At 40.3% G+C, this 19,133-nt stretch carries 14 protein-coding genes; 3 read left to right on the top strand and 11 right to left on the bottom strand.

Annotation, left to right across the window (positions count from 1 at the left end):
- Nucleotides 1-284: 284 nt before the first annotated feature.
- The gene (locus QME03_RS00595) at nucleotides 285-1,121 is read left to right on the top strand and encodes a hypothetical protein (protein ID WP_281723111.1); all 837 of its coding nucleotides are present in this window, start codon (nucleotides 285-287) and stop codon (nucleotides 1,119-1,121) included.
- A 162-nt stretch (nucleotides 1,122-1,283) separates the two neighbouring features.
- Nucleotides 1,284-2,057 carry a glycosyltransferase family 2 protein gene (locus tag QME03_RS00590; RefSeq protein ID WP_025816543.1) on the top strand — a complete coding sequence of 258 codons (774 nt, stop codon included), beginning with the start codon at nucleotides 1,284-1,286 and terminating at the stop codon, nucleotides 2,055-2,057.
- Between the two features lie 1,200 nt (nucleotides 2,058-3,257).
- Here QME03_RS00590 and QME03_RS00585 read toward each other — a convergent pair.
- The 8 genes from QME03_RS00585 to QME03_RS00550 form a co-directional block, all read right to left on the bottom strand.
- Entirely contained in the window at nucleotides 3,258-4,436 is a 1,179-nt protein-coding gene (locus QME03_RS00585; protein ID WP_025816542.1) for a glycosyltransferase, read from the bottom strand.
- 1 nt (nucleotide 4,437) lies between these two features.
- Nucleotides 4,438-5,250 (bottom strand): alpha-1,2-fucosyltransferase, encoded by an 813-nt coding sequence (locus QME03_RS00580; protein ID WP_025816541.1) that lies wholly within the window; start codon nucleotides 5,248-5,250, stop codon nucleotides 4,438-4,440.
- A 12-nt stretch (nucleotides 5,251-5,262) separates the two neighbouring features.
- Nucleotides 5,263-6,240 (bottom strand): lysophospholipid acyltransferase family protein, encoded by a 978-nt coding sequence (locus tag QME03_RS00575; RefSeq protein WP_025816540.1) that lies wholly within the window; start codon nucleotides 6,238-6,240, stop codon nucleotides 5,263-5,265.
- Between the two features lie 2 nt (nucleotides 6,241-6,242).
- Nucleotides 6,243-8,216, bottom strand: a complete 1,974-nt coding sequence (locus tag QME03_RS00570; RefSeq protein ID WP_281723110.1) for an LTA synthase family protein — start codon at nucleotides 8,214-8,216, stop codon at nucleotides 6,243-6,245.
- A gap of 30 nt (nucleotides 8,217-8,246) precedes the next feature.
- Complete coding sequence (locus tag QME03_RS00565) at nucleotides 8,247-10,088, bottom strand: ABC transporter ATP-binding protein (RefSeq protein WP_281723109.1); 1,842 nt, start codon at nucleotides 10,086-10,088, stop codon at nucleotides 8,247-8,249.
- A 430-nt stretch (nucleotides 10,089-10,518) separates the two neighbouring features.
- Complete coding sequence (locus QME03_RS00560; protein WP_281723108.1) at nucleotides 10,519-11,916, bottom strand: glycoside hydrolase family 57 protein; 1,398 nt, start codon at nucleotides 11,914-11,916, stop codon at nucleotides 10,519-10,521.
- Between the two features lie 24 nt (nucleotides 11,917-11,940).
- Nucleotides 11,941-13,209, bottom strand: a complete 1,269-nt coding sequence (locus tag QME03_RS00555) for a glycosyltransferase family 4 protein (protein ID WP_025816537.1) — start codon at nucleotides 13,207-13,209, stop codon at nucleotides 11,941-11,943.
- Nucleotides 13,210-13,227: 18 nt separating this feature from the next.
- Entirely contained in the window at nucleotides 13,228-15,174 is a 1,947-nt protein-coding gene (locus QME03_RS00550) for a glycogen debranching enzyme N-terminal domain-containing protein (RefSeq protein ID WP_281723107.1), read from the bottom strand.
- Nucleotides 15,175-15,428: 254 nt separating this feature from the next.
- Here QME03_RS00550 and QME03_RS00545 point away from each other — a divergent pair, with 254 nt between their 5' ends.
- Complete coding sequence (locus tag QME03_RS00545) at nucleotides 15,429-16,133, top strand: Crp/Fnr family transcriptional regulator (protein ID WP_025816535.1); 705 nt, start codon at nucleotides 15,429-15,431, stop codon at nucleotides 16,131-16,133.
- Here the strand turns inward: QME03_RS00545 and QME03_RS00540 are convergent.
- The 3 genes from QME03_RS00540 to gap form a co-directional block, all read right to left on the bottom strand.
- On the bottom strand, nucleotides 16,130-17,062 hold the full coding sequence (locus QME03_RS00540; protein WP_273147321.1) for a diacylglycerol/lipid kinase family protein: 933 nt from the start codon (nucleotides 17,060-17,062) through the stop codon (nucleotides 16,130-16,132). The genes QME03_RS00545 and QME03_RS00540 overlap by 4 nt on opposite strands.
- Nucleotides 17,063-17,081: 19 nt before the next feature.
- On the bottom strand, nucleotides 17,082-18,017 hold the full coding sequence (gene miaA, locus QME03_RS00535) for a tRNA (adenosine(37)-N6)-dimethylallyltransferase MiaA (protein WP_273147319.1): 936 nt from the start codon (nucleotides 18,015-18,017) through the stop codon (nucleotides 17,082-17,084).
- Nucleotides 18,018-18,099: 82 nt separating this feature from the next.
- Nucleotides 18,100-19,119, bottom strand: coding sequence for a type I glyceraldehyde-3-phosphate dehydrogenase (gene gap, locus QME03_RS00530; RefSeq protein WP_025816532.1), 1,020 nt, complete (start codon nucleotides 19,117-19,119; stop codon nucleotides 18,100-18,102).
- Nucleotides 19,120-19,133: the final 14 nt, after the last annotated feature.

Here is a 19,133-nt window from a genome sequence, read left to right as displayed (position 1 = left end):
ATTAGGAGGTGTTTAGTGGCGTATACAATGGCCAATAATCTTAAACAAAACCTTATTATATGCAGTGCAAACAGATAGAATTAGCGCAGAGATTAATCTATAATGGGGTTGAGATTAATATTTTTGTTGCAAAAGTTTGTAGATTTAACGAAAGTATATAATTTTGCAGCAACAACACACAAAAGGTAGAAAACCACCTAATGGGTTGTACCTGTATCTGCTAGACCAGCAGGGCATCTCCCTCGAAGGTCTTTTATCAATAAGACAAAGATAAATAATCGTATATGAAACAAGAAAAAAAAGCTCTGACCCTTAAAACACTTACTAAAAGCAACGTGTGGGGCATCCAGGAAAACGACGTGTTCAGAATGTGGGAAGCGGCAGAAAAAGACGCTGACCTAAAGGATAATGCCCGCCATTACATGGATGTGGTGAAGAGCGCGTTTGATGCAGAAGAGCTAAAAGTTGACCGACCAGAAATAATTAAAAAATATGAAGACCGCGGATTTAAGGTGGGTACAATAAGATTGGATGAAGGCCAAAAGGTTAAGATGGCCATAAAGAAACACCCTATTATGAGGGTTACCGACCTTACTTATGAAAACATACGATACATTTCGGCTGCTAAACTTATCGAAGTGCTAGACAGAAATTTTGGTGGTGGATGGGACTCGTTGTCTCAAAGCGTTAAAGATATCATCGAAAGTGGCTTTGAAGTGAGCACTACTGTTTTGCCAAAGGACCGTTTACACAAAAAAGGTGGTATGTTTGAGAAGAAAACCGAAGACGGATTTGAAGCCCTAGAAATTGAAAAAGGAACTTGGGTTGAAGCCATCTTCGTAAAAGAAAAACCTGAAATAGATAAACTCTCGGCTCGTTTTGACGATGAATTGAGTGGAAGAAAATCGTCGCACGATGACGATGATGATGATGATGACGACCACGCCGAAGATGATGACCTGAGCGGACAAGACAGTAAATATAAGGACGATGACGATGATGACGACTCTTTCGATGAGGATATACTTACTGAAGAAAGTTATCGCACAACGTTCGAAGAAGATAATGATGAGCTGGGAATGGAAGCAGAAAATATCGAAGAAGATGATGATAGTTTCTAAAGAATAACCCCTCAACTTATAGAAAACGATACATCCCCTTTGGCGGTTTAACAATAAACGTACTGCCTAAGGGGATGTTTTGTTGCTGTATGTCGTGGATTTGAACTTAAGAAAGCTTGTTTTTTGTGTGGTATGTAGCCAATAATTCATTATATTTGCAGCATGAACGATGACAATAAAATATCTGTTGTTATAAACACTTATAACGCTGAACGCCATTTGCAGCAGGTGATTGATGCAGCAAAAGGGTTTGATGAAATTGTTGTGTGCGATATGGAAAGCACAGACAACACGGTGAATATTGCCCAGAACAATGGTTGTCGTGTGGTAACTTTTGAAAAAAGAGATTACAATATAGTTGAACCGGCTCGTCAATTTGCCATTGAAAGTGCAACATTTTCGTGGGTTTTAGTGCTCGATGCTGATGAAATTGTAAGTAAACAACTAACAGCTTATTTGTACGAACACATCTCTAAACCCGATTGTGAAGAAGGTGTGGCCATCCCTCGCAAAAATTATTTCATGGGAAAGTTTATGCATGCCTCTTATCCCGACTATATTTTGCGCTTCTTTAAAAAAGACTTAACCACTTGGCCACCCATTATTCATGCTTCGCCCATTGTAAAAGGTAGGGTTATTCGTTTGCCAAGAAACCGCAAAGACTTAGCATTTGAACATCTTGCAAACGATTCGATTGCCACTCTTAACCATAAAAATAATGTTTATTCTGATAACGAGATTTCTAAGCGGCGTGATAAACACTATGGCATTGGTGCATTGCTGGTTCGCCCTTCGTTTCGATTTATTCGCGCGTATATTCTTAAAGGTGGCTTTAAAGATGGTGTTGCAGGTTTTATTTATGCAGTATGGCAGGGTATTTATCAATTCACAATTGTGGCTAAGATAATGGAGTATAAGCGCAAACAAAATGATTAGCGGTTAGTTCGTATGGGTTTGTGATAAGAAGGTTGATGCTAGAAATGGTTCACCTATTTTTGTTTGCCAATTATGGCAGTCTATCAAAACTTTAATCACACAAATAAACATTTGCATTTGCTTTAAAATTGGTAATTTCGTATTAAATTTAAAGCCTTTTTCCTCAATCAAATTAGTATTTTTCTTTATGGTTGGGCATTGATTTTTGCGACCATTATTTTTAACGTATCATCCTGAGCATTTCCTATCAATGAGTTAGAATCCACTAAACGTATAATTTATTTTGTTTGAGTTTGGAGATAGTGAGAATGGATTAGTTAATTTTGCTTTCCCAATTCTTCAATATTCTTTGCAACCACTCTTTATTTGATGTAAAATAATAAGTATAAAATTTAACACTGTGAGTGCGTTTTTTGCTCACCTAATTCCACTTGCTTGCAAATAATCGATTCTCGCGAAGGTTTGTTAGTGTAAAAATAGTTGTGATTTGTGATTGCAGACAAAACGAGTTTTCAATTAAATAATCCCCCATTTTTTCCTAAAATTAGGCTAAATGTAACAAAACGCAAGGCTAACTCATGCAAAATGCAGTGCTAACTCATGCAAAATGCAGTGCTATCTCATGCAAAATGCAGTGCTATCTCATGCAAAACGCAAGGCTATCTCCTACAAAACGCAAGGCTAAATGCAGCAAAAAGTAGATTGAAAAGTAAACAATGCACCTTTTTGTGAGCATCACGCTTGAGCATATGATGAAACAATAAGGCTTTTTAAAGTAAAATGTGATATATAAAAGTACTTTTTGACTACTAAAAGAGGTGTTTTGAGCGGTGAAAAAATGAAAGCTGACGACTTTCTAGAAAGGCTAAATGGTACAAAATGCAACTATGGTGCTCAAAAACGGTGTAAAAATAAACGCAGCATGACCTAAAAACAGTAGAAATCGATGCTATTTAACATGTATTTTTGCTAGAAAGGCTTGGTTTGCAGTGTTTGTTTTGTAAAATATTAAAACTATATTTAACAAAGCATCTTAACAACTTTACGCTTAAAAACTTCGATGTTTTTTTATTCTGCTATCTGGTAACCCTATTATACACAAAACAAGTTTACCAGACAGCAATGTTTGCGAATATTGTTCACACTTATATGCTTTAATACCAATAAATAGGGATATAGATAGCTTTAACTCGTTGTCGTTTACATACGCTCAATAAGTTCGAGCAATGCCCTACCCGACTTCTCCATTGTGAAATTCTCTCGGTGTTGCTGCCTTCCTTCGGCCAATTGCTTAATAACTTCTTCATCACTCAAAGCTTTGTGCATAGCAGCAGCCAATTGTTCAGCATCGCCCACGGGCGTGAGCAAACCAGCTTTGCCCAAATTCAGAATTTCTTTAGGGCCAGTTGGACAATCAGTAGCCACAATGTCTTTGTCTAAAAGCAACGATTCTATTAACGTAGTGGGCAAACCTTCAAACTTAGAACTTTGTACATACAATCTAGATTTACTAATCCAAGGATAAGGATTGGAGCAAAAACCTAAGAAATGAACGTGGTTTGATATGTCAAGCTTTGCAGTTAACTCGCGCAATTGTTGTTCTGATTTTCCCTTTCCGATAATCACTAGTGGCAGCTTTTGGTTGTATTTCGAGCGCAAAAGAGCGTACGCCTGCAACAGGGTAGACACATCCTTTTGACTTTCTTCCAGTCTGCTAATGGTTAAAATATATGGGATATCAGATAGCGAGTTTTCTGTTTCTCCCATTGCCTTCTGTGAAAGCTCGTGAAAATTGATGCCATTGTAAATCATTTCAAACTTATTTTGCAAGCTGGGGAACAAGTCTTTAGCTTCTTCAAGCATGGCATAAGAAATGATAACAAACTTATTATAGCATTCAATGGTTTGTTGCATGCGCTGCCTTTTTCGTTCATTTTCTTGCAAAACTTGCTTAATTGAAAAGTGAAAATAACCGATTTTTGGTTTGTTGATGCGTTTAACAAACGAATGCGAACAACAATCAAAGTCGACAATTACATCAGATTGTTCGGCCAATTTAGCAATCTTCCTCGATATAATATACCTTCTTATTGGATTTAGCAGTGCCTCGTCGAACGCCTTAATATAAAAAGGAATGGGCGAATAGAGTTTCTTTTTCCTCCATTTAGTTAACAGCGAACTGTTAACGAGATGTACAATTCGCACGTTAGAAGGTATGCGATGGCTGTAAACTTCAAGTTTGTCGTAGTTCATACCGATGGCCAACGTAACCTCACATTGTGGCTGAGAGGCCATATAAGTAAGGTATTCCACAAGTACAGAGTCGATACCTCCATCGAGAAATCTGCTCAATAAAAACAAAATTCGCTTCTTCTTCATATCAAATACTCATAAAGAGATCTTCAAAATGTTTAAACTTATCACCCGTTAAGCACACTTCTTTATCTTCCATCCAATGCAGTTGGGCATTGTTATAAAACGATGCCATGAGCGAGAATGTACTTTTAGGACCAATGATATATTGGCATTCAGACAACACGTAGAGGTCTTCTGCAGGGTTGCCTTGAGAAAGATAGACCTCGTTGTTGTTCAAAAACTGCTTAAATTTGTCGACCGATAAATTAGAATCATTCGAACAAATAAACACCTGTATTGTTTTATCGGGGTGCATATCAGAAAATTCTTTAATGCGTGTAGCAAACACCTCATCGCTAAAAAAGTATTTTCCGCCCATAAATCTGGCGTAGTCGCCTCGTCTAATATGTACGCCTAGTTTTATCGTACTATCGCGTTCGACAGTTTCCAGCCATTCCTTCTGCCTCTTAATAACGTTGGGCTTAAATCTAAACAGTTGCTTTATTTCCTCACGATATTTCAAGAACAATTCTGGATGTCTAAACAACCAGTCGTCTAATGCTATGATTTTCTGGGTATTTAGCAAGCGATAATATTCGGAAGGAACATCACATCTGTCGAATTTAAGGCATTTAATTAAATGCGACTTGATGAGAAACTTAGCAATGAGATAAGTAATTGGCCGATAGAGAGCCTGATTGCATAGCTCGAAATATCTGTATTTGTAACAGAAACGCATTGCAACTACTTTTATGCCATGCTCTCTTCCATAAGCATAAGCATGCGCAAATTGCAAGATATTATTGCACATCTGCCCATATCCTTTGACAAATATCATATTCCTTTGTTATTATTGTTCTATCTGTTTACGTTTTTTTATATCGTCAAGACTTCCAAGGTCAACCCTTCCTGTTTTTTCGTCGTAGCGCAAATTAAACTCTTCACGTGTTCGTTTCCACCGATTATGGCTCCAAAGATATAAAGTAGGGTCACGTCTGATGGTTGCTTGCAGTTTTTCAAAATAAAGGTCTGTCAATTCAAAGTCGGTCTTTTCCTTTGGTTTGTCGGTTATTAGTTGCATGTCGCAACGGTAATATCCACGTTTAATACGCGACACATCACAATAGAAAACCACTTGGTTTGTGGCTTTAATTATTTTCTCTGTTCCTGTAAGTACTGGCGTGTCGTGGTTTAGAAAATTAAACCAGTGGTGTATATTGTTCCAAAAAGGCACCTGGTCTGATATATATCCCATTACTATGGGTTGTTTCTGTTGCTGATAGGCCACCACACGGCGAAGAGTTTCGGCCATGGCAATACAACGTGCCCCTTGCTTTTCGCGAACTTTTTTAAACAAGCTATCAAATCGTTTATTCTCTAAGGGGTGATAAATCTGTGTACAAAGCCCCTTATCACTTATCCAATAAGGAAGAGAAGTTATCCATTCCCATTGTCCGTAATGTCCAAGGTAGACACCGCACGAACGTTCTTCTTCAATATATTTGTCGATAACATCAGTACCTGTAAACACCAAGTGCCGCATTAGTTGTTGCTTACTCATGGTCATCAGTTTTATAGTTTCTACCAAATAGTCGCAGAACCAGTGGTAGAACCCTTTCTCTATGGCGCGTAATTCATTCTCATTCTTTTCGGGAAACGAACTTGTAATGTTCATTCGGATAACGCGACGCCGATATTTCACCACATAATAAGAGATGAAATATAAGAAATCTGACAACACATAAAGTATACAAAATGGCAAAAGTGAAAAGGTAAACCAAACTGTATACAGCAGATAGTAGGCTATAAAACTGAAAACATTCTTCATCGTTAGGGCATCAGTTTATCGTTTTTCATCCTATACATGTATTGCTGTATAATAGCTTTAACCTCGCGCTCCATCTGTGCTTGCTCTTTCACCTTTCCTTTGAGGTTCTTTTTCATCAACACATCGTCAAGTGCATACACAGCTTTGGTTTCATTGCCATCAAATTGTAAAACATACCCATACTTCACATATTGGTAAATACCATTAAGGTAGTTCACTGCATAGGTATCGTCCATAGGCGTTGACATTAAGTCGCACCCAAAGGAGAAGAACGGTTTGTTATAATCTAATATCCCAAGTACTGTAGGCAATATATCTATTTGCTGCGCAATACCATCTCGCATACCAGGTTCGATTTCTCCGCTGGGGTCGTAGATAACAATAGGCGAACAAAAACCACCAATGTCTGTCTGATATTGTGCATGGTCGCTCAGGTTGGTGTGGTCGCTGGTAAGTACAAAGATGGTGTTTTTAAACCAAGGCTGTTTGCGAGCGCTCTCAAAAAACTTACCAATAGCCATATCGGTGTACCTGATACACTTGTGCATTATCAAGCCTTCTTCGGGATACACCTTTTTATATTTTTCGGGAATAACATAGGGAGTGTGCGAACTTACGGTGAAGACAGCCGTCATAAAAGGCTCTTTCATCTCGCTCATCTTGGCACAATAGTATTGCAAGAAGGGTTCATCCCATATACCCCAGTGTCCATCAAAATCGGCATCTCCGCCAAAACGTTTGTCAGCAGCGTAGTCTTCACGACCATAATACGCTTCAAAACCAATCTTTTTAGCGAAAGCTAAGAATCCCATGCTACCTCTATTTGCTCCATGAAAGAATGCTGTTTGATAACCTTCTTGACGCAATAAACCAGGTAAACCTGTATAGGTGTTCATAGATTGGGGAGAAAGCACAAATGGTTCTACAAACATAGGGATTCCACAAAGCACCGAAGGCATCCCATCGATGCTCTTTCGCCCGTTGCAATAAGAGTATTGATAGGTGGTACTTTGTTCGATTAGCTTATCCACATAAGGGGTGTAACCTTTGTAGTTGCCACCTTCCAAATCTTTGTTTAGCGCACCGATATATTCTCTTCCAAAGCTTTCAACAATCAGTATCACAACGTTTTTTGCATTAAGCGCATGCAAAGAGTCTGGTTTATGAACGGGGGTAAAAACGCTTTCCAACTCTTCTTGCGACTTAAAATATTCGGTAACATGAAATACATCTTTACCAATGGTTCGAATAAGTGAAAAAGGCGTGTTAAGCACTAAAGCACATTCGGTGGGTCTTTCAACATATTCATTGGCGTTGCTGATAGTAATAGGCCTAACAGATTGGTCAAAACCACCTCTACAAGCACAAACTGCAAAAGGCGCAACTGCGGCCAATAAGGCTAATTGTAAACCGCTATAAGCCAAGCGTTGCTTAGCGGTAACATATTGAGAAGCGGACACTTGTGGCGTTACGTATAACTTCCACATAAGAAAAATCAATCCTGTGGCCAGTAACACCAAGTACCAGTGCACTAAAAGTTCGCCCCAAAACACATCGGCAAGATTGTTTTCGTTTTTAAACTCATTGAAAACACCCATTGTGGTGCGCCTAAGTGTATAAGGGAAATAAACAGAATCGCCAAGGTTGATAATCAATGTGAGCGAATTAACTACCACAAACAGCCACTTACATAGCTTATGATATAGCGGTGTTTCTTTCAACCACAGCGGGAAAAGCATCATGACGATGTATAGCGCATTGGTGTACACAATAGCAGAACGGTCGAACATGTATCCACCATAGAACACATTCCATAGCCGTGATGGCGAAATCACTGCGCAGAAATAATTGTAGTTTTCAAATAAATACTCGATACGGGCTACAATATATAGACCAAAAACCAAAAGCAGATTAGCCAATAAGGCTACAAAGGGCGCTAGAGGACTACGCATAAGCTTCGGGAGATTTTTTCTCATAGAATCTTATTCATTTTATGTTGGTAATTGTTAGAGCGACTGCATATCGTTCAGTTTACGATAATAGCCGTCGATGCTTAATAGTTCTTCGTGCGTGCCTCGCTCTACAATACGTCCTTCATGCAATACGCATATTTCATCGGCATTCTTAATTGTGGATAAACGATGGGCAATAGCTACTGTTGTGCGAGTCTTCATCAAGCGTTCAAGTGCATCTTGCACTATTCGTTCGCTCTCAGTATCCAATGCGCTCGTTGCTTCATCAAGAATCAGTATGGGTGGATTTTTAAGCACAGCACGAGCAATACTTATGCGTTGGCGTTGTCCGCCGGACAAACGGCCTCCTCTATCACCAATATTAGTGTCAAAGCCATGCTCTGTTTCTTTGATGAATTCGTAAGCATTGGCAATGCGTGCAGCATCTTCCACTTCCTTTATTGAGGCATTTTCTACGCCAAAAGTAATGTTGTTATAAAACGAATCATTAAACAAAATGGCCTCCTGGTTAACGTTGCCAATAAGTTGACGCAGGTCGTGTACACCTAAGTCTTTGACATTGATGCCATCGATAAGCACCTCGCCCTCTTGGACATCATAATAACGCGGTATAAGGTCTACCAAAGTGGACTTTCCTGAACCACTTTGTCCCACCAAAGCCACACTTTTTCCTTTACCAATAGTGAGGTTAATATGGCGCAACACCCATTGTTCACCATATTTGAACGACACGTCCCTGAACTCTATCTGATGTTCAAAGCTGCTTATATGCACAGGATTTTCCTTCTCCCTGATGTCTATTTCGGCTTTTAAAATTTTGTCTACACGTTCCATCGAGGCTAGTCCTTTAGGGATATTATAGCCTGCTCGTGAGAAATCTTTCAGAGGATTGATGATTGAATAGAGCATCACCAAGTAGTAAATAAAAGTTGGGCCTTGCATCACTTGATTGTTAAGCACTAATATTCCACCGAACCATAATACGATAACAATCATCACCGTACCCAAGAACTCGCTCATGGGATGGGCTAATTGCTGACGAATGTTCACCTTCATGATGTCGTTACGATAGGCACTATTTACCTTATCAAAGCGGGCATTCATCTTTTCTTCTGCACAGAACGCCTTAATAATGCGCAGTCCGCCCAATGTTTCTTCCACTTGACTCATAGTGTCGCTCCACAAAGCTTGCGCCTTAATTGAATTTTGCTTAAGCTTACGGCCCACATATCCCATAAACCAGCCAAATATAGGCACAAAAATAATGGTGAATAGCGTTAGTTGCCACGACACAATAATGAGGGTAATGAAGTAGGCTATAATGAGAATAGGATTTTTAAAGAGCATGTCGAGCGAAGACATAATAGAGTTTTCTATCTCTTGAACATCGCCACTCATACGTGCAATGATATCACCTTTGCGCTCTTCAGAAAAGAAACCAAGCGAGAGTTGGTTTATCTTGTTATACATTTGGTTGCGAATGTCGCGCACCACCCCCGTGCGAATAGGGATGATAGAAGCTGAGGACAGAAAGTAGGCCAGTGTTTTGAGCATGGTCATAAAAGCCAATAGCATACCCACAGCTAGCAATGTGTTTGTAGCTCCCCAACTTACGATCATCTGTTGCACATAATAGTTCAGATTGTTTGTTACAACATCCACCAGTTGGCCAATACTTGTTATACTACTCCAAGCTATGTAAGACACAGGTTTGACCGACTCATTTGTCTCGAAAAGGATGTTTAATATTGGGATAATCGTTGCAAATGAGAAGATGTTCAATATCGCAGATAAGATATTGAATACAACTGATAAAATTAAATATTTCTTGTAGGGCGGCACAAAGCGACGCAATACTCGTAAAAATTCTTTCATAACTTGAGTTAGAATGCACCAACTACGGTACTGGTTTTATGTATTTCGTTATGCAAAGGTAATGCAATTTACGCGCTTTCACAACTTCTTTGTGATTGTTTTTCATTGTCTGACCTTGCAACCTTGCTTATCAAGCCTGCATACATCCAACCAATCATCGTGCATTCAACCTTATTTTGTGCACTAAGTTTCTGATTTGAATACATCCCTCTTAGCTTTTGAATGTGTATAACATACAAAAAAGCGTGAGCTTAGACTAATCTAAACTCACGCTAAATGTGATAATTAAACAAGTTTTTACTATTCAGGCAGTTTGTATAGTCATAATTAACTAAGGAAAAATGCCTTGTATATCCAATAGAAGAACTATAAGGTATAGTAAAAAACAACGAACTAAAACCTCGTTCAAAATTAAACGATTAAAGGATTTTTATTTTTCAGCTTTAGGTGCAGTCTTTTTGACTGTTGCCTTCTTAGGTTTAGCTTTCCTTTCTCCCTTTTCAAGTTGAGCACGAAGTTTATCACTTTCAGCTTCAATCTTAGCGATTTTCGTTTGAAGACGAACAATTTCTTTTTCTTTCACTCTTATTTCATCACCTTGATTTTTGATGGTTGTCAACAAGCTGTTCAACTCTTCGTTGCCTATCTCTTCGGGATACAAACTATTAACCCTGTTGATGAAATCGCCAAGAATATTCATATAATTGGTGAAAGCATCGAACGGACTGCTATAAATACCGCGGTCAATAGTTACACCGGTATTCTTGGTAGTCATAAAGCGGAAGTTATTTGAAGCTTGCAGATAGTCCCAATCTTGGTTTATACGCAAGTCGTTGGCAATTCTGACTCTATCGGCAACACTATACAATTTGTTAAAGGCCTCGCGTTGCATAGAATTACCAAGCCAACAGCTAACATCGCGTTCCTCGTCGACCCACGAAAGAGCGTAAGGCACTTCCAAAGCTGCCACACTCTTCATCTTTGAACAAATCTCGGTTGGTGTAGAGAAGGTGATACCTGCTTGCTTTGCACAAACGGGAATAGCTTTTAAGAATTCCAATATGTTGCTTGAAAGTGGCTGCGCAATACCTAATGCTGACAGTTCCATAAAGATATTGATAACCTGTTCTTCTTGAGGAAGAGCTGCAATCTTAGATACATACTTGTCGGCAAACAATGGATACTCCTCCCATTCGCTATTGTTGAAGCGCAAAGAAATGTCATCGCTTAAGCGAATATCACGAAGCAACAACTTCAAATTGGGCGCCATGCTGCAATGGTACAAGTAATGGGGCGACTTCCATCCAAGCACATGCTTTGCTCCTTCGGTGAGCATGCCCTTAAATCCCATTTGAGAAGCTTTCAAACCTATATCATCGTTATAGATAAGCGATGAATTGCGAAGCACTTTTGGCGTTTGTCCAAAGTATTCTTTTATTTTCTGGCATTGTTTTTTTACTTCAACTTCAAAGCTATCTTCGTTAACAAGCGAAGCCAAACCATGTGAATAAGGCTCTGCCAAGAACTCCACGCAGCCTGTTTCGTTAAGCTCTTGCAGTTTGTCTAGCACCTGCGGAGCATGCATTTCCAATTGCTCGATACCCACACCCGAGAGTGAAAAAGCCACTTTGAAATACTTATCATTGGCTTTAATCATATCTAGCAGGGCATTAAGCGCAGGCATGTACGAGCGTTGGGCAATGTCGGCGATGCTTCTTTCGTTTTCAAAGTCATCGTAATAGTAGTGGTCGGTACCTATATCAAAGAATCTATACCGTTTGAGATGGATAATTTGGTGTATCTCAAAATATAAACATATCGTTTTCATCGTTTTTTATTTTTAAAGGCTGCATTACTTCTTGTTAATTGTTCTCTCGTAAAGCGTGCGTATCCACAAGCCCACTTTCTCCCATGTTATCTGGTCTACTTCGTTTTTACCTTCTGTTTGTAGGTACTCAAACAAGCTGTCGTTATGACAAATAGAATAGATTGCATCGGCCAAAGCATGGATATCCCAATAATCCACCTTAATACAGTTGGTTAAGATTTCAGCACATCCGCTCTGTTTGGATATAATCGTAGGTGTGCCACATTGCATTGCCTCTAGTGGCGAGATGCCAAACGGCTCACTAACAGAGGGCATCACATACACATCGGAAGCTTTAAGACATTCGTAAACTTGCTTGCCACGCATGAAACCAGGGAAGTGGAAACGGTCGGCAATACCACGATTGGCAGCGAGCATAATCATTTGATCCATCATATCGCCGGATCCTGCCATGCAGAAGCGTACATTGCGTGTGCGGTGCAGCACCATAGTTGCTGCTTCAACGAAATACTCTGGGCCTTTTTGCATGGTGATGCGACCTAGAAAGGTCACAGTTTTTTCCTTTCCATTGTGGTTGGGGCGTGGAATGTCTTGTAATTCTTGCGCTAAGGGGTACACTGCATTATGCACAGTGTAAACCTTTCGCGGGTCTTGGTGATATTCTTTGATTACCGTTTGTCGGGTAAGTTCAGACACACACATGATGCAGTCTGCATTATCCATACCGTCTTTCTCAATAGAATAAACAGTAGGGTTAACTTTTCCGCGCGAACGGTCAAAGTCTGTGGCGTGAACATGGATACACAAAGGCTTTCCAGATACTTGTTTCGCATGAATTCCTGCTGGATAAGTAAGCCAGTCGTGGGCATGAATGATGTCATACGATTCTCGTCTAGCTACAACGCCCGCAACGATAGAATAATTATTAATCTCTTCGTGCAGGTTTTCGGGATAACGACCAGAGAATTCAACACAGCCCAAATCATTCAGGTTCATGTAGTTGAAGTCGGCATAGATATTGTCTCTCAGTTCATAATAATATTCTGGAGACATCACATTACCCAACCTTTCTTTTAGATAATCGTAGTTAACGTCACGCCACGCCACGGGCACACAATTCATGGCCACGATGTTTGCGGCGTTCTTGTCTTCATCACCCCAAGGTTTGGGCAGGCAAAATGTAATTTCCATGTCGCCTTGTGCATGCAAGCCTTCGGTTATTCCGAAGCTAGCAGTTCCAAGACCGCCTAAGATGTGAGGAGGATACTCCCAACCAAACATTAATACTTTCATTATTTAGTTCCTCCGTTATTATTGATATGAGTATTTTTCAAGTAACTCCGAGGTTCTCAATATCTCGCCTACATTCATGGCAAACGATATTGCTCCGCGCCCACTAAATGGTGGATTGCCGTCGAAAAGTTCGGGAATGGTTCCGAGGCAATGGTAAAACATCTCGTCTTCATAACCAACCATTTGTCTTTCGATAAAGCTAAGACGGGTGCGTTTATAGAGCTTAAGGCATGCTTCCATGTAGAATCCTCCCAACCAAGGCCAAGCTGTACCCTGATGGTAGGCATAATCGCGTTGAATTTGCGGTCCAACGTACATAGGATTGTATCCGCCACTCTTTGGCGATAACGTTCTAAGTCCTTTAGGTGTGAGCAGTTCGCGCGTACATACATCTAAAACACTCTTCTTTTGGCTTAACTCTAGCGGTGAGTAGTCGAGTGCTACAGCGAAAATCATGTTCGGCCGAACACTCCAATCCACCATATTCCCATCTACAAAGTCGTAAAGATAGCCATATTCGTTCAAGAACGTTTCAACAAAAGCCTCTTTACACTTTGCAGCCATTTCTTCTAAGTTCACCGTTTCATGCGGTTCGCCCATCTCGGTAGCGATAGTTGCAGCAAATTTCAGAGCATTATACCACAATGCATTAAACTCAACAATATATCCTGAACGCGGAATAGCTGGTCGTCCGTTGATGATTGAGTTCATCCAAGTAACGGCTTTGTCTCTTCCATTGGTACGTATCAGTCCGTTTTCGTCTAAAATAAGGTTAGGATGTTTATTGCTCCTTATATATATAATGATGTCTTTAACAAGCTGTCCATATTTTTCTATGCAGCGTTCCTTAGACGTTTCTCGTCCATATTGTTGTATAGCCCAAACCGCCCACAACAACACATCGGGCTGTTCAATCTCTGCAATCTTCACTGTTAGCGGTTTATCGTTCATAAACTCACGCAAACCACGTTCAGCTGTTCGCATTACAGCCTCGAAATAAGTTTCTTCTTCAATGGCCAACGTTAGTCCAGGAAGCGCCACAAAGGTGTCGCGCGCCCTGCATTTAAACCAAGGATAACCAGCCAAAATGTATTCATCGCCGTTAGGTTCGCTGATATGAAATTGGTGAGCAGCATTAACTAGGCAATGGAAAAAGTTGTCGCGAGGGCTTCTTTCATCCACTTCTTCTTGGAAAAGCTTACACAATTCCTTTGTTTTAAACGCTTGTGTGGATGCAGAAAACACTATACTCTCGCCCTTTTTGATGTTCATTTCGAAATAGCCAGGCACATAGAGGTCTTCGTTGGCGTCATAGCCGCGCTCCTGTTCTTTGGGATATTCCAAACCATGATACCAATTTGGCTCAAAGATAAATGTGTTTTTCTTACTAAACTGCATAAACAAATCGGGATAACCCGCGTACATGCAAGTTTTTATTCCATTCTCCACTTCATGGTATTCACGCGAAGCAACAGCATTCTCATGAGTAAACTGGCGTACGCTTCTAAAAGCTAAGAAGGGCTTGAAACGTAATTTTGTATCAGAATGAGCATCTTCTAACGTATAACGGATTAGAATTCGGTCTTCAAAATGTTGAAAAACCACTTCTTTTTTTAGCACAACTCCACCCACTCTATATAAGGTTGTGGGAACTTTGTCGCAGTTAAATTCACGGATATACTTATGGCCGTTCGGACTAAAGATATTTCCGCGATACTTATGCAAGCCAAGATTAAACTCTGCTCCATGTTGAATAACGGACACATCAAGCGAAGAAAGCAATACATGATTTTCATCATCAATCTCAGGAATAGGCACAACAAGAAGTCCATGATACTTTCTTGTGTTACAGTCCAGTATAGACGAACATGAATATGCTCCCGACCTGTTGGTTCGCAACAACTCTTTAGGCAATGTTTCCTCAAGGTTTGTCATGAGGCCTTTTTCAAATCGTATATAACCCATACAGCTATACTTTAAGGTTTAATTGTTAGTCATCTAGTAAAAGAAGTTGGTTAGGTATTCAACTCTTCTATTGCCAAAAGTACAAAATAATTGTCTTTAACCCAAATAAAACCAATAAAAATTACAGAAATAACAAATTTTCTTCTTCATTCATATAAAAAAGAGAACAATTAAACGGTCTCATAGAAGAAAAAGTTGTAATTTTGTAACCAATTCTGTTAATCAACATAAGACTGAGTAAAGCCAGAAAAATTATGACAGCTAAATTTCTAGTATCAAAAGACGAAGTAATCAAGATTATTTCCGATCGCTGGACGCCCCTTTCAGAGTCTCAACGAAAGCTATTGGCAGACAATGTTAGGATTGTTTCGTTCAAAAAGAACGATATTATATATAGAGATGGTGAACCTCCACGTGAGGTGATGTGCCTTATCGCTGGTAAAGTTAAGGTTTATAAAGATGGTGTTAATGGGCGAAGTCAAATTATTCGTGCCATCAAAGCCGTTGATTTCTTTGGTTATCGTGCCTTCTTTGCAGGCGAAGAATATAAAACTTCGGCCATGGCTATAGATAATTGTGTGGTGGCTTTCTTGCCCATACAATTGGTTATAAAGTTTGTACATGAGAACAATGCTGTTTCCATGTTCTTTATTCGCCATCTTGCAAAATTGTTAGGCACGGCCGACGAACGTACGGTTAGCCTCACACAAAAGCATATTCGTGGGCGATTGGCCGAGACATTGCTATTCTTAAAAGATAGTTATGGTGTGGAAGAAGATGGCTACACGCTGAGCATTTATCTTAGCCGAGAAGACATCGCTAGTATGTCTAACATGACTACGAGCAACGCTATACGTACGTTGTCGTCTTTCGCTGTTGAAAATATGATTGCTATTGACGGACGAAAAATCCGCATCATGCAAGACGAAGAGTTGCGAAAAGTTAGTAAACTAGGTTAATCAGGTATCAAAAAGTTGATCACCTCTTGCTCTACTGTAATCGTAAACGAACCAGCAGGCGTATTCATAGGCCTGCCGTCAATGCCTACTAAAGCGTGGTTGGCATCCATGAATTCCACTTTGCGTGTACGATAAGGGTGCACGCTTCTATGATTTAAGAATTTACCACGTAAAAACAAATATATACCTTCGAACAACTTCATCATCTTTGGATGATACACCACCGACACATCCAACAATCCGTTGTATGGAACTGCATTGGGCGTTTGTCCGTACCCTTGGGCATTTCCCACGCAGATGGTCATAATTTTTCGGTTCAACACATCTTCGTTAATCTTTAGATGCATCTTGTATTCTAGTCGTTGAAAGGCCAGAAGCACAAAAGAGAAGAGAAATGAAAGTGTTCGCGAACCAAAAAAGCGACGTGTTTGCAAGCGTAAGTTCATGATTGTGGCAATCAAACCCACGTTTACACAGTTAAGAAAATAGCGTTGGCATTGTTGGCCTTCCTTATTGGTATAGCGCACTTTGCCCAAGTCTATTTTCCTAACTCGCCTTTTCTTTAGCCATTTCACTGTGGCGTCAATGTCTCCTTCGCTCATTCCCCAGAAATGTGCAAAGTCGTTCATTAAGCCATTGGGTATAACGCCCAGTGCAATGTCTTCGCGTGCCTGTTTATCAATATGCATTAAGCAGTTGGCAGCATCGTTCAGGGCCGAGTCTCCACCAACAACCACGATTGTTTTATAACCATTTTCAATGAACATAGTTATCAGTCGTTCCACGCTATTGGCGTTTTCGCTTTGCACATAGTCAAAGTCAATACCGTTGTCCATCAGGCATTTTTCCACCTTACTCCAACGTACTCCTCTGCTGTACATGCCTTTTTTGGGACAGTATAATATCGCCCATTTCTTGTTTGCTGCCATTTTTGTTATACTCTTTTTCTTAAACCGTTTCCTTTTCTTCGCTCATCCACTGTTCTATCTGAGCCAATTTATCTTCTATAGACATACTTGCATTTAGCCAATGGATATTAAATCCTCGTCGTTCCATGCCTCTAAACCAGGTCATCTGGCGTTTTGCAAATTGATGGATGGCTATTTCAAGTTGATTGAACATATCGTTGTACGACATTTCTCCAACTACGTATGCCGTAACATATTTATATTCCAGCCCATAATACATCAGGTCTTCTTTCGTCACGCCATTGTTTTTCAGCAATCCGCTAACCTCTTCCACCATTCCTTCTTGCAATCTTGCTTTCAGTCTGGCGGTTATTCTTTCTCGTCTCACTTCTCTATCCACATCCAATCCCACGATAAGCGAATTTACTGCAGGCATTGAACGCGTATCTAAAGGATGCTTCAAATTATGAAATTCTATTTCTATTGCTCGCACAGCTCGGCTCACGGTGTCTACATCTGTTACGTTATGCATGGCCGAACCGTTTCTCGCTTTCAGTCGGGTAAGTAATTCTTTGAGTTCGTCGAGCGTTCTCGTAGAAAGTTTTTTACGCAAATTATCATCCTGTTCAACAGGAGATAGGGCATAACCTTTGAGAACAGCTTCCATATAAAGACCCGTTCCGCCACACAGAATGGGCAGAACTCCTCTACGTGTGATATCTTCGTAGGCGGCATTAAAGTCTTCTTGAAATCTAAACAGATTATATTTCTGCCCAGCATCCTCTATATCTATAAGGTGATAGGGAATGGCTTTTCCGTCAACAATGTACTCGTTCAAGTCTTTACCTGTGCCAATATCCATACCTCGATACACCTGCCTACTATCCGCACTGATAATCTCGCCACCAGTCATAGCAGCGACCTTAACGGCTAATGCTGTTTTTCCGCAAGCCGTAGGACCTAATATCGTAATCATCTTCACAAAGACAAAGGTAATAAAAAAAAGCCGTCCTAAGTTATAGGACGGCTCGTTTTTGTTCGGTTGAAACTAAAATTAATTAGGCATTAACCTTAGCCATGTGCTTAATCAGCTCAACAACCTTGTGCGAGTAGCCAATTTCGTTGTCGTACCAAGATACAACCTTAACGAAAGTATCGGTAAGAGCGATACCAGCCTTAGCGTCAAAGATAGAAGTGCGAGCGTCGCCCAAGAAGTCAGAAGATACTACTGCGTCCTCGGTGTAACCCAGAACACCTTTGAGTTCGCCCTCAGAAGCTTCCTTCATAGCTGCGCAAATCTCCTCGTACTTAGCAGGCTTAGCCAAGTTAACGGTAAGGTCAACTACAGAAACGTCGAGTGTAGGAACACGCATTGACATACCAGTAAGCTTGCCATTCAGTTCAGGAATAACCTTACCTACAGCCTTAGCAGCACCAGTAGAAGAAGGAATGATGTTGCCTGAAGCTGCACGGCCACCACGCCAGTCTTTCAAAGAAGGACCGTCAACAGTCTTTTGTGTAGCAGTGGTAGAGTGTACAGTGGTCATCAAACCATCGGTGATACCCCATTTGTCGTTCAATACCTTAGCGATAGGAGCCAAGCAGTTGGTAGTACAAGAAGCGTTAGATACAAATTGTGTACCCTTAACGTAGCTCTTCTCGTTTACACCGCATACAAACATAGGTGTATCGTCCTTAGAAGGAGCAGACATAACAACATACTTTGCACCAGCATCGAGGTGACCTTGTGACTTTTCCTTAGAAAGGAACAGACCAGTTGACTCAACAACATATTCTGCACCTACTTCACCCCACTTCAAATCAGCGGGATTGCGTTCTGCGGTTACACGGATAACGTTGCCGTTTACGATGAGTTGCGACTTCTCCACATCAGCCTCGATGGTGCCTTTGAAGATGCCGTGCATCGTGTCGTACTTTAGCATGTATGCCAAGTAGTCTACGGGGCAAAGGTCGTTGATAGCAACAACTTGCACTTCTTTAGCGTTAGTCTCTTCGAGAGAAGCACGGAATACGAAACGACCGATACGGCCAAATCCGTTAATACCAATTTTAATCATCTTGTTTTTTATTT

The organism is Hoylesella shahii (genome assembly GCF_937990675.1).
Lineage (GTDB): Bacteria > Bacteroidota > Bacteroidia > Bacteroidales > Bacteroidaceae > Prevotella > Prevotella shahii.
This window is presented reverse-complemented; position numbering and strand designations above follow the sequence as displayed.

Bases quoted from the DNA above. Each gene is read 5' to 3' on its own strand.
- QME03_RS00595 (WP_281723111.1), top strand. From the start codon at position 285: ATGAAACAAGAAAAAAAAGCTCTGACCCTTAAAACACTTACTAAAAGC.
- QME03_RS00590 (WP_025816543.1), top strand. From the start codon at position 1,284: ATGAACGATGACAATAAAATATCTGTTGTTATAAACACTTATAACGCT.
- QME03_RS00585 (WP_025816542.1), bottom strand. From the start codon at position 4,436: ATGAAGAAGAAGCGAATTTTGTTTTTATTGAGCAGATTTCTCGATGGA.
- QME03_RS00580 (WP_025816541.1), bottom strand. From the start codon at position 5,250: ATGATATTTGTCAAAGGATATGGGCAGATGTGCAATAATATCTTGCAA.
- QME03_RS00575 (WP_025816540.1), bottom strand. From the start codon at position 6,240: ATGAAGAATGTTTTCAGTTTTATAGCCTACTATCTGCTGTATACAGTT.
- QME03_RS00570 (WP_281723110.1), bottom strand. From the start codon at position 8,216: ATGAGAAAAAATCTCCCGAAGCTTATGCGTAGTCCTCTAGCGCCCTTT.
- QME03_RS00565 (WP_281723109.1), bottom strand. From the start codon at position 10,088: ATGAAAGAATTTTTACGAGTATTGCGTCGCTTTGTGCCGCCCTACAAG.
- QME03_RS00560 (WP_281723108.1), bottom strand. From the start codon at position 11,916: ATGAAAACGATATGTTTATATTTTGAGATACACCAAATTATCCATCTC.
- QME03_RS00555 (WP_025816537.1), bottom strand. From the start codon at position 13,209: ATGAAAGTATTAATGTTTGGTTGGGAGTATCCTCCTCACATCTTAGGC.
- QME03_RS00550 (WP_281723107.1), bottom strand. From the start codon at position 15,174: ATGGGTTATATACGATTTGAAAAAGGCCTCATGACAAACCTTGAGGAA.
- QME03_RS00545 (WP_025816535.1), top strand. From the start codon at position 15,429: ATGACAGCTAAATTTCTAGTATCAAAAGACGAAGTAATCAAGATTATT.
- QME03_RS00540 (WP_273147321.1), bottom strand. From the start codon at position 17,062: ATGGCAGCAAACAAGAAATGGGCGATATTATACTGTCCCAAAAAAGGC.
- miaA (WP_273147319.1), bottom strand. From the start codon at position 18,017: ATGATTACGATATTAGGTCCTACGGCTTGCGGAAAAACAGCATTAGCC.
- gap (WP_025816532.1), bottom strand. From the start codon at position 19,119: ATGATTAAAATTGGTATTAACGGATTTGGCCGTATCGGTCGTTTCGTA.